Here is a 16246-nt window from a genome sequence, read left to right on the forward strand (position 1 = left end):
ATCACGCGTCACCTCCCTGCACCCATGACTCCTCTACGCGTACATATTTAATCGCCTGACGATACCAGGTGTAGGCGATATGCAGCTCGCCATTCACGCCCTGTTTTATGCTGGGATAGGAGAACTCACGGTTTAGTTTCTGCTGGGAGTTATTTGTCATGCAGTAGCCATCGCCTTCGTCCAGATTGCGCTGCAGCGGCCAGCTTCTACCGCCATCCGTGGAGATAGCCAGCGTCATCGGCGCGCGTGGCGCGCCCCAGAAGGCGGTGCGACCGTTGTGCACTACAGGCTCTGCGGCGACCGCAACCTCATCGTCCTCGTCATCATCTTCAATTTCGTCATACAGCGACAACCGACGTTCGCTGGCACCTTCAGCGCTCATGGCATTGAACACCAGCGCCAGGTGACCGTTGCGCAGCGTCGTCACCTGAATTGAGGAGTTGTTATTAGGCAGCGACAGCGGCTCGGGCGCGCTCCAGCTTTCACCCTGGTCAAATGAGCGGCTCTGATAGATGTGGTCGGCCCAGCGACTGCGGTAGAGCGCCAGCAGCGAGCCATCATCCAGCAAGGTGACATTCATATGCACGCAGCCGGTGCTGTCAGGCACGCTGACGTCGCGCCAGCTCTGGCCTTTATCTTCGGAGATTTTCACCGCGCTGACATCATAGCTGCCAACCCACTTTTCACCAGGCTGCGTCAGGCAGTAAAACACCGGCAGCAACCAGTTGCCGTTGGGCAGCACCACAATCGGCTGGCGGATAAAGGTGCCGGGCTTATCCAGCAGGGTTTTGATCTCGCCCCAGCTTTTGCCCATATCGTGAGACTGGCGATAGCGCACAATCGCGGTGTCCTGATTGCCCGATTTCTGCGCCGTCCACAACAGCCACAGCACCTGGTCAGGATCGAGAAATAGCACCGGATTCTGTTCTGAACGGCCAGGATCGTCAGAGAGTTTCTGCGCGTCACTCCAGCGATCGCTGCCTTTTGTCAGCCGGGAACACCAGACCGAGATATCGGCGATCCCCTCCTGTGTGCCGCCAAACCAGACGCAAAGCAGATCGCCATCGGGCAGCGGCAGCAGGTTAGCCGCGTGGTTTTGCGGGCAGGAGGAGGGCAGCATCGCAACCTGCTGCGCGCTATCCTGCGGGTGAGGCGCAAGCCGGCCGGTGCGTTCTGCGGTGACAGTTTCCTGAGTCATATTAGGCTCCACTATTTTGTGCATTTTGTTGCGGTTGAGGCTGAGACTGGCGTGACGGGATACAGCGGTCAATCACCATAATGATGGCCGGTGTGACCAGCGCCACATACATATTGTCGATACCAAACGGGTTACCCATCAGGAACCAGACGGAAGTCACCACGCAGGCGCCAATCAGACCGGCATTGGCACCGCGGGTGCTCTTAAACCACGGCAGATAGAACGCCATGATCGCCACCACGGTGATCGACAGGCGAATCGCGCGGGTAAAGAAGGAGAGCTTCAGCACTTCCGGGAAGAACAGGACAAACAGCAGCGGGAAGAAGCCGATGCCAATCGAGATCCAGCGCGTCATTTTGAATTCGCGCTCTGGCGTCGGGTTACGATAGGGCACGTAAAAGTCTTTTACGACCAGCGAGGCGATGGCCAGCGCCACGGTGCCGACGCTGACGAAAATGGATGCCACCAGCGAGGTGGTGACAATGCCCGCCAGCCACGGTGACATATCCTGCAGAAACACCGGCAGTGCATAGAGGCTCTTGATATCAGGATGCGCAAACTTGGCCGCCACGCCAATCAGCGCCATCGCCAGACCGATCGGCAGGCAGAAGATGAAGGCGACCCAGGTAGCGCGTTTCGCGGACTTCACATCCTTGGTGGATGAGATCGCCTGGATCACAAACTGCGTACAGAAGATCGAACCCACGGTCCCGATCAGCCAGGCCACAATGGTGCTGGCACCGACGTGACCATCCCATGTCCAGTAGAACGCCGGCATTTTCTCCATCATCGGGGCGACGCCGCCGGTCATCTTCAGTGCCACGTAGAGGATGATCAGGATCCCCATGTACTTGATGGCGCTGTGCAACAGCGTAACCCACGCAACGCCTTTCATGCCGCCAAATGCAAAGTAGAAAGTACTCACCACCGCAGTAATAAAGGCGGCCTGAGTCAGGTCGATCTTCAGCACGGTGGAGATCGCCGCCGCGCCGCTGATGTAGTTACCGACGTTCACCAGCAGCAGCGCATAAATCATGATCAGCGAGATAATGTTCTTAGTTGAACTGCCATATTTCTCGGCGATAGCACCAGAGATCGTGATCTTCCCGGTGTTATAGATGCGTTTGACCAGGATCAGGCCAAACAGCGGGAAACCAATCGCGGCACCGATGACTGACCACGACGCGGCGAAGCCATCTTCAAAGGCCGCCTGCGCGGTGCCGATAGTTGATTTTGCCCCGATATATTCAGACATCAGCATAATGCCGACGATAAATGCGGGCATGGCGCGGGAGCCTTCCATAAAGTCGCCGCTGGTTTTACTGCGCAGCCGCCAGGTCAGCCAGGTGGTGAACAGGATATAGGCGACCACCATGCCGACGATCAGTAAGGTGCTCTCAGTTGAGAATGCTTTCATCGTAACCTCGATTGTTCTGGCAGATGGCGACCATCAGGTTCGTTCTCATCTGACCGGTAGGGTGCAAAGGCGATGGACGTTATTGCAGATAGTGATTCACGATTTGACGGATCTGCTGCTGCTCTTCGCCGCTGAACTGCACCGCATAGCGGCTTTCACCCACCTCAAAGCCCTGCAGGCTGACCGCTTTTTTCACGGCGGCGGGAGAGAAACCGATGCTGTACAGCGCGGTGCGCAGGCCGGTGACGTTCTCCTGAGCCTGATGCGAACCGGCAATGTCTCCGGCACTGAAGCGCGCCCAGATGGCGTTAATCGCCTCCGGTGCCACGTTTGCCAGCCCGGAAATGGAGGCGGAGCAGCCATCGACGAATCCCTGATGAATCAGCGAGTCGGGGCCGTTCAGCACATCAAAGCCGTCGCAGTCGGCGGTGGCCTGCAGAAAACCACTCAGACTTTCATAGCTGCCTGCTGAATCTTTAATGCCGATGATATTCGGGTGCGCGGCCAGCGTACGGACGGTCTCTGGCTGCAACACATTGCCCGTACGCGCCGGGATGTTGTAGAGGAACAGCGGCACCGACAGCGCGTCAGCCACGCGCTGATAGTGGTCAATCAGCTCCTGCTGTTTCAGCGGAACGAACCACGGCGTGATCGCTGAGACGGCATCCACGCCAAGGCGGGCGATCTGTTTGCCGAGCCGGATCGTTTCACGGGTCGAAATCTCCCCGATATGCGCGACCACCGGTGCCCGGCCGTTGACTTCATCGACGCAGGTAGCAGTGACCGCGATCTTCTCCTGCTCGTTCAGCACAAAGAATTCGCCGTTGGTGCCGCCACAGAAGATGCCGTTTCCGGCATCGATCTGGCGTCTGACCTGCTCACGTTGCCTCATCGGATCAAAGGCACCTTCGCGGTCAAAGGTGGTGACGATGGCGGTCAGTACGCCGTTTATTTTCTTATTCATGACAATCCTCATTACGCCTGGCAGGAAGGAAACAGCGTCAGGTAGATGGCGCGTACATCGTCGGCGGTGACCGCCATTGGCACGTTTTTCATCAGACGCTGAACGTCGAGTGCGGCTTCCACTAACCAGGGAAGCTGATCCGGGCCGATGCCCAGCGCTTCCAGGCTGGCAGGCAGCTGAAGTCGCGCCACCAGCGCGGTGAAATAGTCGACCAGCGCGTGAGATTTCTCTTCATCGCTCAGACGAAGGTTGGCATCGGGCAGCAGGTCATAGGCCTGAGCAAATTTGCTCACGGCGGCCGGACGGACAAAGCGCATGCAGGGTGCCAGCAGAATGGCGTTGGCGACGCCGTGTGGAAGGTGATATTTGCCGCCGAGCGGATAAGAGAGGGCATGCACCAGATGCGTACCGGCATGGGCAATCGACGCGCCGCCATAGTAAGAGGCCCAGAGCATCTCCAGCCGCGCCTGTAAATTCCCGGGTTCGCGCAGCGTGGTTTCGAGATGAGCGAACAGCTTCTTCATCCCAATCAGCGCATAGTTGTCGCTGACCGGGTTAGCCACGTTGGCGGTGAAGCACTCAATCAGATGGCAAAGTGCATCAATGCCGGTTGAAGAGGCGATGTGCGGCGGCATGCTGGTGGTGAGTTCCGGCACCAGCGCCACCACATCGGGCAGCATCACCGGTGAAATAATGCCGACTTTGGTCTCTTTTTCCGGGATCGCCAGAATCGCATTGGGCGTCGCTTCCGAGCCGGTGCCGGCAGTGGTGGGGATTAGCATTGAGCGGGTGCGGCGCGCTGGTTTTTCGCCAGCCAGCAGGGCGTCCAGCGTCGGTGCCCCATCGATGCACAACACTGAGAGCAGCTTCGCCACATCCAGCACGCTGCCACCGCCGATACCAATCACCATGTCGACCTGGCCCCGTGAGAGCGTCGCGATAATCGCGGCGACATCATGCTGGCTCGGCTCAGGCGGAACGCTGTTAACCACGCTGATGCCCGGAATCTGATCCCGCAACTGACCCATCAGCGCCTGCACCGCCGGAATCGCCTCAATGTTCCGGTCAGTTACCACCACCGCTGTCGATACTCCCTCCAGCAGATAGCGCATGTCATTCAGCGCCTGATATCCGCTGATCACCGTGCTGTTAATGTTCATTTCATACCCTTATTTCTGTCATGTCTGAGTAAATGATTAATCTTGCTCAGTGCAATGCGATGTCAGTCACCCTCTGTGGCTAATTTTATAAGGCATATCGATTTCGATTAATTTGAACTTGCTCACATATAATCAATCATGATTGAATATAATCAAGTGCAGCAGCAATAGCCTGACAGGAGTGAGGATGGGCTCATCAATATGGAAAACCCCGGTGCTGGTCATCGCCGATGACTTCACCGGTGCCAACGATGCAGGAAGCGGACTGGCTCAGGCCGGAGCCCGCGTGCATGTGCTGTTCGGCACCGCGACATCGCTGCCAGACGAGGCGGCGGATGTGCTGGTGATCAGCACCGACAGCCGTGCCGTCAGCGCCAGTCAGGCGGCAGAGCGCGTCACTCAGGTGGTACAGCATTACGCGAAACAGCTTCAGCAGGGCTGGTTGTTAAAAAAAATCGACTCCACGCTGCGTGGTAACGTCGGCGCTGAAACGGTGGCTGCGCTGCGCGCCAGCGGCAAAAAAATGGCACTGGTGGCTCCGGCCGTACCACGACTGGGCCGCACCACACGCGACGGTAATGTGTGGGTCAATCAGCGTTTACTGACCGACACCGAATTTGTCAGCGATCCTAAAACCCCGATCCTCTGTGCCCGCATTCTCGATCAGATGCAGATCGACGGCACGGAGATCGATCTCGCGACGCTGCGCAGCGATCGCCTTGATGCGGTATTAGCGACGGCGCAGGGCGTCGTGGTGGTAGATGCTGAAACACAGGCTGACCTGGCGCGGCTGATATCCGCTGCGTCGCGGCTGAGCGAGACGCCTCTGCTGGTGGGCGCTGCCGGATTAAGCGATGCGCTGGGCGCTGCGCTCTCTGTTCGTCCTTCGCGGCCCGTGCTGGCGGTGGTGGGATCGATGAGCCGTCAGGCAGAGCAGCAGATTGCCGCTTTGCGTCATCAGCACGCCGTTGAGCTAGTCGATGTCGATATCCGTCAGTTGTTTCAGCAGCCCGCCTGGCCTGAGCGGGATCGCTGGGTCGAACAGGCGGCCACCGCACTGCGTGCCGGTCGTCATACGCTGATCCGCACCTGTCAGCATGCATCCCAGCGACACGCAATCGAGCATCTCTGCCAGCAGCACCGCGTGACGCGCCAGCAACTGGGTGAGGCGATCTGCGCGTTGCTGGGCGAAATGACCTTTAGCCTGTGCCGGGCGCAGCTGCCGCACGCGCTCTATTTGTCGGGAGGCGACGTGGCGATTGCCGTCGCCCAGGCACTCGGCGCCAGCGGCTTTAAAATTCAGGGTCTGGTGGCGGGCTGTGTACCGCACGGGGTTCTGCTTAACAGTGAATTTACTCTGCCGGTGATGACCAAAGCGGGTGGCTTTGGTGATGAAAATACCCTGGTAGCAGCCATTGGTTTTATTGAGGAGAAGTCGAGTGAGTAAAATTATTGCGATCACCATGGGCGATCCGGCGGGCATCAGCCCGGAAATCATTATCAAATCACTCACTGAAGGTGAGCTGAATGGCATTCCTGCCGTGGTGATTGGCTGTGCCAGTACGCTGCGCCGCATTATGGCGATGAACATTACGCCACAGGCCGAGTTGCGGGTGCTGGACCGGGTGCAGGATGCGCGGTTTGCGCCTGGCATCATCAACGTGATTGATGAGCCGCTGGCCGATCCCGATGCGCTGAAGCCTGGCGTGGTGCAGAAAGAGGCGGGGGATCTGGCGTGGCGCTGTGTGAAGCGTGCCACCGAACTGGCACTGGCGGGAGACGTGCATGCCATTGCCACCGCGCCGCTGAATAAAGAGGCGATGCATGCGGCGGGCCATCTCTATCCGGGCCACACTGAACTGCTGGCGCACCTGACCAACACCAAAGATTACGCCATGGTGCTCTACACCGATAAACTCAAAGTGATTCATGTCACGACGCATATTGCGCTGCGTAAGTTCCTCGACACGCTGAACCAGACGCGTATCAAAACCGTGATTGGCATGGCGGATACCTTCCTGCGTCGTGTCGGTTACAGCGCCCCGCGTATCGCCGTGGCGGGCGTCAATCCGCACGCCGGTGAGAACGGGCTGTTTGGCGATGAGGAGATCACTACCGTCGCCCCGGCAATTGAGGCGATGAAAGCGCAGGGGATTGATGTCTCCGGGCCTTGTCCGCCGGACACCGTGTTCCTGCAGTGCCAGGATGGACGCTATGACATGGTGGTGGCGATGTACCACGATCAGGGGCACATCCCGCTTAAACTGCTGGGCTTCTATGATGGGGTGAACATCACCGCAGGCCTGCCGTTTATCCGCACCTCAGCTGACCATGGCACGGCATTTGATATCGCCTGGACAGGTAAAGCGAAGTCTGACAGCATGGCGATCTCTATTAAACTCGCGATGCAGCTCGCATAGGGAAATATGAAGGGACAGAGCCGTCTTGACCAGATTATGGATTACCTGAAAAGCCATAATCTGGTGACTGTTGAGCAACTGGTCAGTGCGATTTCCGCCTCACCCGCTACGATTCGACGTGATTTAATTAAGCTGGATAAAGAGGGTGTGATCAGCCGCAGTCATGGCGGCGTCACCCTGAATCGTTTTATTCCCGCCCAGCCAACCACGCTGGAGAAGATGCAGCGAAACCTGGCCGAGAAGCAGGCGATCGCGGAATGCGCCGCCAGCTTTGTCCGTGCAGGTGATGCGGTGGTGCTGGATGCCGGCACTACCATGCTGGAGCTGGCACGACAGCTCACGCATCTGCCGCTGCGGGTCATTACGGCCGACCTGCACATTGCGCTGTTTCTGTCAGAATTTAAGCAGATTGAAGTGACGATTATTGGCGGTCGGATCGACGACTCCAGTCAGTCCTGTGTGGGCGAGCATGGACGCCGGTTGCTGCGCAGCATCAATCCCGATATCGCCTTTGTCAGCTGTAACTCCTGGAGCCTTGAGCGCGGCATTACCACGCCGACCGAGGAGAAAGCCGGGCTGAAACACGATCTGCTGGCCAATGCGGCGCGTCGTGTCCTGCTGGCGGACAGCAGTAAATATGGCTCCTGGTCGCTGTTCTGCGCCTCACCGGTGGATGATCTGACCGATGTGGTCACCGACAGCCGCTTAGATGATGAGGTCTGTCGCACGCTGCGCGAGCGCGGTATTACACTTACGCTGACTTCCGTCTGAACAGAACGCGCAGTTTTGCCCTGACCCGGTAAGCAGGGCGAGGGCAGCACGGCGCGTTTACGTTCAGATATCGCCGTTAACGCGCGTAGGTATCATGCTCTTCGCGCGTTATCGCAGGCGCGTCTACCGTAACCCGTTCAAAACTCAAATTCGTTACGCCCGCTATTTTGCCAAACTCCTGCGCCTGCAGCGTGATGTCGCTGAAACTCAGCCGTTCAATCGGATTTTCCGGCGTGCCTTCAATAAAAAAGGCGCGGGAAAATGTCGCGGGCTGAGTCAGGCTGCTGCTGACATGGCTGATGCTGATGTTCTCTACCCGCGTCAGACCGGCATCACCCGTGACGCCTGACGCCAGCTTACGCCAGTGCGGCGGCTGTTCGGTATCGGCAGGCTGTTCGCTGTAGCTGTATTGCGGGAACCAGTTCAGCTGCAGCATAAACGGATAGCTGACATCCTCCATTTTAAGATGGCGAACCACGATGTTTTTGATCCAGCCGCCGCGATTGCGGGCGGACTTGATGCGAAAGCCGACGCCGGTTCCAGAGAAGCGGTTATGTTCGATGATGACGTTTTCAATACCGCCAGAGGTTTCGCTGCCCAGCGTGATGCCCGAGCCTTTCAGCAGGGTGCAGTCGCGAATGATAATATCGCGTGCGGTTCTGCCCAGCTGTTGCGCTTCCGCGCCGCGACCCGATTTCACGCAGATATTGTCGTCATTGCAGGAGACCGTACAGCCTTCCACACGAACGAGCTGGCTGGAATCAATATCAATGCCGTCGGTACTGGGGCCGGTGGCGTTCATCACACGTAGCCGCTGCAGATTCACCTGTTTCGAATAGCAGACGTGCAGGTTCCAGAAGCCGGAATCCTGTGAGGTAAAGTCCTCCAGCGTCACGCATTCGCTCTGGTAAATCACCACATTGCGCGGGCGTTTGCAGTCATAATCCACCACCCAGCGCAGGCCGCGCCGGGTATAGTCCGCCAGCATTCCGCTGTTTTCATCGTCGCCCCAGAACGTATGCCACCAGACCGCACCCTGTCCGTCGAGAGTGCCGCTGCCGCACACGGTGACATTGCGGCACCGATTGATGTTAAGCATCGCCGCGGGCCAGACCATATCAATGCCCGCCACGCGGGTAGCGATGTCCGGATAATCCTCCAGCCGCTCGCTGCCGAGCAGCACGGCATCTTTTGCCAGCTCCAGTGTCATCTCACTTTTCAAAAACAGCGCGCCCGTCAGAAAGCGGCCTGCCGGGATCAGCACCGTGTCGCCTTCTGCGGCGCTGTCGATCGCGCGCTGTATCGCCTGAGTGCAAAGGGAGGTGGCGTCCGGGACGGCATCGAAATCAATGATGTTAATTCTTACCATTTTTTTTGCCTGTAGTGGTTGAGAAATAAGCGTTCAGCGCTGAAAGTAGCACGCTCTCACAGGCAAATTATTGCTGGCGATCAGGGAATTCCGGCGGTTGCCGTGATGAAAAGTCGGGGGGATCAGGGGGAAGAGACGCGCAGCTTATTGGCAATAACGCTGCGCGCCTGATAATCAGAGGGTCTTCAGGCCCACTGAGGGGATATTTCTGCCGTAGTAGATCTCACGCATCTCTTTCCACAGCAGGTCAGTAATGCGCTTGTGCTCCTGCGGGCTGAGATCTTCCGGACGGGTATTAAACAGGTAATGCTTAAGGTCGAACTCTTTCAGCAACATCTTGGTATGGAAGATGTTCTCCTGATAGACATTCACATCCACCATGTCATACATCGCTTTCATATCGTCAGACATAAAGTTCTGAATCGAATTGATCTCGTGATCGATAAAATGCTTCATCCCTTTCACGTCACGGGTAAAACCGCGCACCCGGTAATCGACGGTGACAATGTCTGACTCCAGCTGGTGGATCAGGTAGTTCAGCGCTTTAAGCGGTGAGATCACGCCACAGGTTGAGACTTCGATGTCGGCACGGAAGGTGCAAAGCCCGCCTTCCGGGTGACTCTCCGGATAGGTATGCACGCAGATATGGCTTTTATCGAGATGCGCCACCACTGAATTAGGCAGCGGGCCTGGATGCTCGGAGTTATCGATATCTTTGGGATCGATCGGCTCTTCGCTGACCAGAATCGTGACGCTGGCTCCCTGCGGTTCATAATCCTGGCGCGCAATATTGAGCACGTTAGCGCCGATGATTGAGCAGGTCTCAGTCAGGATTTCCGTCAGACGGTTAGCATTATATTGTTCATCGATGTAGGCGATGTAACCATCGCGTTCAGCTTCAGTATTCGCATAACAGATATCGTAAATACAAAAACTCAGGCTTTTCGTCAGGTTATTGAAGCCATGTAGTTTTAGCTTTTGCAATTTTGTTCACCCCCTTAAAAATGCCTTATCAGCACGCGGCCGATAACGCATTTAACAGATATTGTGGCAGGGCAAAGCTGCCGGTATGGATCGCTGGTGTGTAGTAACGGCAGGTCAGGCCAGCGGCCTCGAAACGTGCCTGCAGCGTGGCGGTATCAAGCTGGCGCAGCGCCGGATTATCACTCGCCCAGGCAAAGGTCATAATGCCGCCGTAGTAGGTCGGAATCGCTGCCTGATAGAAACTGACATCGCCGAAGTAGTGGCCCAGCTTGCGATGGCTGTTGACGGCCTCATCCTGCTGCAGGAAACAGACGCCATTCTGCGCGACGAAGATGCCATTTTCATTAAGGGCCGCTTTGCAACCGGCATAAAATTCGGAGGTAAACAGACTCTCGCCCGGACCGATCGGATCGGTGCAGTCAGAGATGATGACATCGAATTTATCCTGCGTCTGATTAACGAAGTTAACTCCGTCATCAATCACCAGTGTAAAGCGCGGATCGTCATAGGCGCCTGCGCTGTGGTTCGGCAGATACTGGCGACAAAAAGTCACCACGCCTGCATCGATTTCTACCATGGTAATCTTTTCGATTTCCGGATGACGTGACACTTCACGCAGCATGGCACCGTCACCGCCGCCGATGATCAGGACGCTCTTCGCCGCGCCGTGCGCCAGCAGCGGAACGTGGGTCATCATTTCATGATAGATAAATTCGTCGCGTTCGGTGGTCTGCACGACGCCGTCCAGCGCCATCACGCGGCCCATCGCGGCATTTTCGAAAATGATTAAATCCTGATGCGCAGTCTTCTCACGGTACAGCTCTTTATCGACCGTGAAATACTGGCCAAAACCGGCATGAAGGGTTTCATACCACGTTTCATTTTGGGCCATGATGCTCTCCTCTGATGACATCGCCATGAAGATGGGCGGCACATGATAGCTAACACTGACCGTCGTTGCACGGTCAATGTCCGGCTGCAGAGGGCAGAGCGTTTACCTGACGTAGGCCAGCAGGCTCAGCGAATCGCGGGCCAGTGACTTACATTTTTTGTCGTTGGTGATGGCGATGCCGCTGAGATCGCGATAGCTGTCTTCACCCAGCGCCTTCATGTTGTAGTTGCTGTAGTTGCTTAAATCCCAGCGGTTCTGCTGAGCAAAAAAGACCAGCGCTTTGCGAATCTGCGCGTCCGGTAAATCCTGATAGCCACAATCATTTTTCAGATAAACGAAAACCGCCGTAAGATCAGCCAGGTCTTCCGCTTCGGATTCGCTCAGGGCAAAACTGGTGGAGGAGAAGCCAAGGAGTCCCGTTAACAGCAGGATTCTGATGCTTTGCTTCATAGTCGTTCTCTTCAATGGATATTGCTCATGACGTTAGCACAGTTACTCTCAGGTTTTCGATTAATTTGGCGCTGAGAGCCGCTGTACCGCCTTTTTTCGTCAGATTCTCACGGGTAAGGCTTGACCTTCCCATAAGGTCAGGGTTTAGGCTGTGCGCTCCGATGCCACAAGGATGATCACCATGCAACGTCGCCATTTCCTGAAACTCACCGCCGCACTGAGTGCAGCCGGAGCCTTGCCGCTCTGGAGCCGCTCGCTGATGGCGGCTACCCGTCCGCTGTTGCCGATTCCGTCACTGCTGGAACCCGATGCCACGGGCAGTTACAGCCTTACCGCGATGCAGGGCACCACGCAGTGGAATGGCAAAGCGGTGCCGACCTGGGGCTATAACGGCAGCCTGCTGGGGCCGGTGCTGAAGATGCAGAGTGGCAAACCGGTGACGGTGAACATCCATAACCGGCTCAGCGAAGCGACCACACTGCACTGGCATGGGCTGGAAATCCCTGGCGCCGTAGATGGCGGCCCGCAGGCGGTGATTGCGGCAGGCGGTTCACGTCAGGTCTCTTTCACGCCGGATCAACCTGCGGCGACCTGCTGGTATCACCCGCATCTACACGGTAAAACCGGGCACCAGGTGGCGCAGGGGCTGGCAGGATTGATCCTGCTGGAAGATAAAGCGAGCGGAACGCTGCGACTGCCTGTGCAGTGGGGCGTGGATGATGTGCCGCTGATTTTCCAGGATAAGCAGCTGACCAAAGATGGCAGCCGTATCGATTATCAGCTCGACGTAATGCGCGCGGCCGTGGGCTGGTTTGGCGACATGATGCTGACCAACGGCGTGCAGTATCCGCAGCATGCGGTGCCACGCGGCTGGCTGCGTCTACGTCTGTTGAATGGCTGTAATGCCCGTTCGCTGCATGTTGCCGCCAGTGATAAACGTCCTCTCTATGTCATCGCCAGCGATGGTGGCCTGCTGGCTGAGCCGGTGAAGCTCGACGCGCTGCCGATCCTGCCGGGTGAGCGTTTCGAGGTGATGATCGATACCTCTGACGGTAAAGCCTTTGATCTGGTGACGCTGCCGACGGAGCAGATGGGCATGACGCTGCCGCCGTTTGACCAGCCGCTGCCACTGGTGCAGATCCTGCCGCTGAGGGTGATGGCCAGCGCCACGCTGCCGGATCAGCTGGCGACGCTGCCCGCGCTGCCCTCTACCGACGGACTGACGACACGCTGGCTGCAACTGATGATGGATCCGCAGCTGGACCAGCAGGGGATGCAGGCATTAATGCAGCGCTACGGCGAGAAAGCGATGGGCAAGGGCGGTCATCATTCGATGCCGGAGAAAACAGCTGCCGAGCCGATGCCGCCGATGGAAAACATGGAAGGGATGGATCACAGCATGCACGGCATGGCGAAGCCCGCCGGTTACGATTTCCGCAATGGCAATAAGATTAACGGCCAGGCCTTTGATATGACCAAGCCGTCGTTTGCGGTGAAGCTGGGTGATTATGAGAAGTGGACGATTTCAGGTGAAGGCGACGCCATGCTGCATCCGTTCCACATTCACGGCACCCAGTTCCGTATTCTCTCCGAGAACGGCAAACCGCCCGCCCCGCATCGGCAGGGCTGGAAAGATATGGTGAATGTCGACGGCTGGCGCAGTGAAGTACTGGTGCGTTTCAACTATGTCGCCGCCGCCGAACACGCTTACATGGCCCACTGCCATCTGCTGGAGCATGAAGATACCGGCATGATGCTGGGCTTTACCGTGAGCTGATTACGCCTGATCCAGCGCCAGTCTGATATCTTCAATCAGGTCACCGGCATTCTCGATGCCAATCGACAGCCGCACCGTGGCGTCAGTGATACCAATCCGCTGACGCACCGCCTGCGGCACGCCGGAGTGGGTGGTGCTGCCAGGATGGCTCGCCAGAGACTCGGTACCGCCCAGGCTCACCGCCTGCTTAAACAGCGACAGCGCGTTGAGAAAACGGAACGCAGCGGGCTGGCCGCCGGTGATATCAAATGAGAAGGTCGAACCCGCACCGCTGCACTGCTCACGATACGTTTTCCCTTCGGCGCTCTCCGCATCCAGATAGGGCAGCCAGTGCAGCTTCGCCACTTTCGGATGATCGCGCAGAAACGCCGCGACCGCTTCCGCATTGTGAAAAGCTTTCTCCATCCGCAGCGACAGCGTCTCCAGCGAGCGGCTGAGCATCCAGCTTGAGTGCGGATCCAGCTGCGTGCCGATGGCGCTACGCAAGGCGCGCACTTTCGCCATCAGCGCTTTACTGCCCATCGCCGCACCTGCAATCAGGTCAGAGTGACCGCCCACATACTTAGTCAGCGAGTAGAGCGACAGATCCGCGCCCAGCGTCAGCGGCTGCTGGAACAGCGGGCCGAGCAGCGTATTATCACAGGCGATAATCGGGCGTGAACCCTGCTGCTGGTCGATCTCATCGGCGATGCGCGCCATCAGACGGATATTGACCAGGCTGTTAGTCGGATTCGCCGGTGTTTCAATCAGAATCACCGCCACGCGGCCCTGCGCCATTGCCTGCTGAGCGGCCTCACGTACTTTATCCTCATCATTGCCGTCGCTGAAACCCACGGCTTTGATATCCAGATTGTGCAGTGTCTTGCTGAGCAGGGTTTCGGTGCCGCCATAGAGCGGCTGGGAGTGCAGGATCACCTCACCCGGACGGGCAAACGTCAGCAGGGCCGTGGAGATGGCGGCCATCCCGGAAGAGAAGAGCGAACAGCTTTCTGCCTGCTCATAGACCGCCAGCCGATCTTCAACGATTTCGCTGTTCGGATGGTTAAAGCGCGAATAGACCAGTCCGCCCGATTTGCCTTCCGGCGGCTCACGACGACCAGAGACATAATCAAAGAAATCCCGACCCTCTTCGGCACTGTCAAAGACAAAGGTCGAGGTCAGAAACACCGGTGGCTTCACCGCGCCTTCAGAGAGGCGGGGATCGTAGCCATAATTCAGCATCTGGGTTTCAGGGTGCAGCGGCCTGTCGCCGATATGCGTTTTTTTGCTTGAAGATGAAGTCATTGTGATCTCCGGCCAGCGGCGCGAGTAGGGTAACGATCTGTTGGATAAAGGCTACCACGCAGCGAATCATGCTGGTAAATGCCAGAATGTTCTAAGGTAATGCGCATTTCAGAGACCCGCAGGCCGCCGGTAATAATTTTCGCGACGTAATCGTTTGCATACAGGGTCGCACAGCCGTCGCTGCTGCGTCTGTGATAGACTTCGGGGCTTTTCTGACGTAACCGGGCTGAACGCAATGAAACACACTGTTGAAGTGATGATCCCTGAACAGGCAATCGCCACGCGCATCGCTGAACTGGGCAAAGAGATTAACGAGCACTACCGTGACAGCGGCAGCGATATGGTGCTGGTGGGGCTGCTGCGCGGCTCATTCATGTTCATGGCTGATCTCTGTCGCGCCATTGATGTGCCGCATGAAGTCGACTTTATGACGGCTTCCAGTTACGGCAGCGGCATGTCCAGTACGCGTGATGTGAAAATCCTGAAAGATCTGGATGAAGACATTCGTGGCAAAGATGTGCTGATCGTCGAAGATATCATCGACTCCGGTAACACCCTGAGCAAAGTGCGTGAGATTCTGCAACTGCGTCAGCCAAAATCACTGGCGATCTGTACCCTGCTGGATAAGCCAGAGCGCCGTGAAGTTGAAGTGAACGTCGAGTATGTCGGCTTTGCGATCCCGGATGAATTCGTGGTCGGCTTTGGTATCGACTACGCTCAGCACTATCGCCATCTGCCTTATATCGGCAAAGTGGTGCCGCTGGAATCCTGATCCCGCTCTGACAGCACATTCTTCCAAGGCCTGCACCGGTTGCCTGGTGTAGGCTATGTCGCGCTTTACGCCGTGATCGGCTCAGGACTCGCCGTTCATCCGCAGATTAGCAATGCCATGACGGTAGCGCTGTTCGAGGATCTCCCGGCTGTTTGCCGTGACATCAAGGTTACGCAGACAGCCGTCCTGAATACCGTATACCCAGCCGTGCAGGGAGACATCCTTGCCGCGCTTCCAGGCTGATTGCAGCACGGTCGAATGACCCAGGTTATAGACCTGTTCAATAACGTTGATTTCGCACAGTTTGTCCAGACGCTTATCCGGCGGGAGTTCCCCCAGCAACACGCTATGCTTGTACCAGAGGTCGCGGATGTGCAGCAGCCAGTTGTCGATTAATCCCAGCTCCGGGTTATCCATCGCCGCCTGCACGCCGCCGCAGCCGTAGTGGCCGCACACGATAACGTGTTCCACTTCCAGCACTTCGATAGCGTACTGCACCACGGACAGACAGTTCAGATCGGTGTGGATGACCAGATTGGCGACGTTGCGGTGAACAAAGAGTTCGCCCGGTTCCAGTCCGGTCAGACGTTCGGCAGGGACACGGCTGTCAGAGCAGCCAATCCACAGGAAGCGCGGTTTTTGTGCCTGGGCGAGCCGCTCAAAAAAGCTGGGATCTTCTTCAACCAGTAATTTTGACCATTCGCGGTTGTTTCTGATCAGGGTATTGATGTCTGTCATGGCGTTGAGCGACCGGTTACTGCGCAAAGTGCGCGCGCGTACTATATGCC

The 16246-nt window shown here is 57.2% G+C and carries 15 protein-coding genes; 5 read left to right on the forward strand and 10 right to left on the reverse strand.

The features are described from left to right. Position 1 precedes the first annotated feature (1 nt). The 4 genes from ACN1CO_RS13200 to ACN1CO_RS13215 form a co-directional block, all read right to left on the reverse strand. Positions 2–1198 carry a sialidase family protein gene (locus ACN1CO_RS13200; RefSeq protein WP_419139312.1) on the reverse strand — a complete coding sequence of 399 codons (1197 nt, stop codon included), beginning with the start codon at positions 1196–1198 and terminating at the stop codon, positions 2–4. A gap of 1 nt (position 1199) precedes the next feature. Then, a complete protein-coding gene (locus ACN1CO_RS13205) occupies positions 1200–2615 on the reverse strand; it encodes a sodium:solute symporter family protein (protein ID WP_283548031.1) in 1416 nt (471 codons plus the stop codon). Between the two features lie 79 nt (positions 2616–2694). Next, positions 2695–3579, reverse strand: coding sequence for a dihydrodipicolinate synthase family protein (locus ACN1CO_RS13210; protein ID WP_419139313.1), 885 nt, complete (start codon positions 3577–3579; stop codon positions 2695–2697). An 11-nt stretch (positions 3580–3590) separates the two neighbouring features. Then, positions 3591–4739: an iron-containing alcohol dehydrogenase gene (locus tag ACN1CO_RS13215; RefSeq protein WP_419139314.1), complete on the reverse strand. Its 1149-nt coding sequence runs from the start codon at positions 4737–4739 to the stop codon at positions 3591–3593. Positions 4740–4926: 187 nt separating this feature from the next. Here ACN1CO_RS13215 and dtnK point away from each other — a divergent pair, with 187 nt between their 5' ends. From dtnK to ACN1CO_RS13230, 3 genes are read left to right on the forward strand one after another with little or no spacing between them, the layout of a single operon-like run. Continuing rightward, entirely contained in the window at positions 4927–6186 is a 1260-nt protein-coding gene (dtnK, locus tag ACN1CO_RS13220) for a D-threonate kinase (RefSeq protein ID WP_419139315.1), read from the forward strand. Continuing rightward, positions 6179–7159: a D-threonate 4-phosphate dehydrogenase gene (locus tag ACN1CO_RS13225; RefSeq protein ID WP_419139316.1), complete on the forward strand. Its 981-nt coding sequence runs from the start codon at positions 6179–6181 to the stop codon at positions 7157–7159. Before dtnK ends, ACN1CO_RS13225 begins: the two co-directional genes overlap by 8 nt. Before the next feature lie 6 nt (positions 7160–7165). After that, on the forward strand, positions 7166–7930 hold the full coding sequence (locus ACN1CO_RS13230; protein ID WP_419139317.1) for a DeoR/GlpR family DNA-binding transcription regulator: 765 nt from the start codon (positions 7166–7168) through the stop codon (positions 7928–7930). A 76-nt stretch (positions 7931–8006) separates the two neighbouring features. Here the strand turns inward: ACN1CO_RS13230 and ACN1CO_RS13235 are convergent, their stop codons facing one another. From ACN1CO_RS13235 to ACN1CO_RS13250, 4 genes are all read right to left on the reverse strand, one after another. Next, the gene (locus ACN1CO_RS13235) at positions 8007–9299 is read right to left on the reverse strand and encodes a glycoside hydrolase family 28 protein (RefSeq protein ID WP_419139318.1); all 1293 of its coding nucleotides are present in this window, start codon (positions 9297–9299) and stop codon (positions 8007–8009) included. 174 nt (positions 9300–9473) lie between these two features. Continuing rightward, positions 9474–10283: an adenosylmethionine decarboxylase gene (gene speD / locus ACN1CO_RS13240; protein ID WP_003854677.1), complete on the reverse strand. Its 810-nt coding sequence runs from the start codon at positions 10281–10283 to the stop codon at positions 9474–9476. Between the two features lie 28 nt (positions 10284–10311). After that, positions 10312–11175 carry a polyamine aminopropyltransferase gene (gene speE, locus ACN1CO_RS13245; protein ID WP_419139319.1) on the reverse strand — a complete coding sequence of 288 codons (864 nt, stop codon included), beginning with the start codon at positions 11173–11175 and terminating at the stop codon, positions 10312–10314. A gap of 102 nt (positions 11176–11277) precedes the next feature. Then, a complete protein-coding gene (locus tag ACN1CO_RS13250) occupies positions 11278–11625 on the reverse strand; it encodes a YacC family pilotin-like protein (RefSeq protein WP_003854673.1) in 348 nt (115 codons plus the stop codon). Between the two features lie 181 nt (positions 11626–11806). Here ACN1CO_RS13250 and cueO point away from each other — a divergent pair, with 181 nt between their 5' ends. Further along, positions 11807–13402, forward strand: coding sequence for a multicopper oxidase CueO (gene cueO / locus ACN1CO_RS13255; RefSeq protein ID WP_419139320.1), 1596 nt, complete (start codon positions 11807–11809; stop codon positions 13400–13402). On the opposite strand, the gene ACN1CO_RS13260 is transcribed toward cueO, so the two are convergent. Further along, positions 13403–14686 (reverse strand): cystathionine gamma-synthase family protein, encoded by a 1284-nt coding sequence (locus ACN1CO_RS13260; protein WP_283546227.1) that lies wholly within the window; start codon positions 14684–14686, stop codon positions 13403–13405. A 235-nt stretch (positions 14687–14921) separates the two neighbouring features. Between ACN1CO_RS13260 and hpt the strand changes: the two genes are divergently transcribed. Beyond that, a complete protein-coding gene (gene hpt, locus ACN1CO_RS13265) occupies positions 14922–15458 on the forward strand; it encodes a hypoxanthine phosphoribosyltransferase (protein ID WP_105099563.1) in 537 nt (178 codons plus the stop codon). An 81-nt stretch (positions 15459–15539) separates the two neighbouring features. Here the strand turns inward: hpt and can are convergent, their stop codons facing one another. Beyond that, entirely contained in the window at positions 15540–16196 is a 657-nt protein-coding gene (gene can / locus ACN1CO_RS13270; protein WP_090964346.1) for a carbonate dehydratase, read from the reverse strand. Between the last annotated feature and the right edge of the window lie 50 nt (positions 16197–16246).

Source organism: Pantoea sp. R13S299 (assembly GCF_048515925.1).
In the GTDB taxonomy this organism is placed as follows: domain Bacteria; phylum Pseudomonadota; class Gammaproteobacteria; order Enterobacterales; family Enterobacteriaceae; genus Pantoea.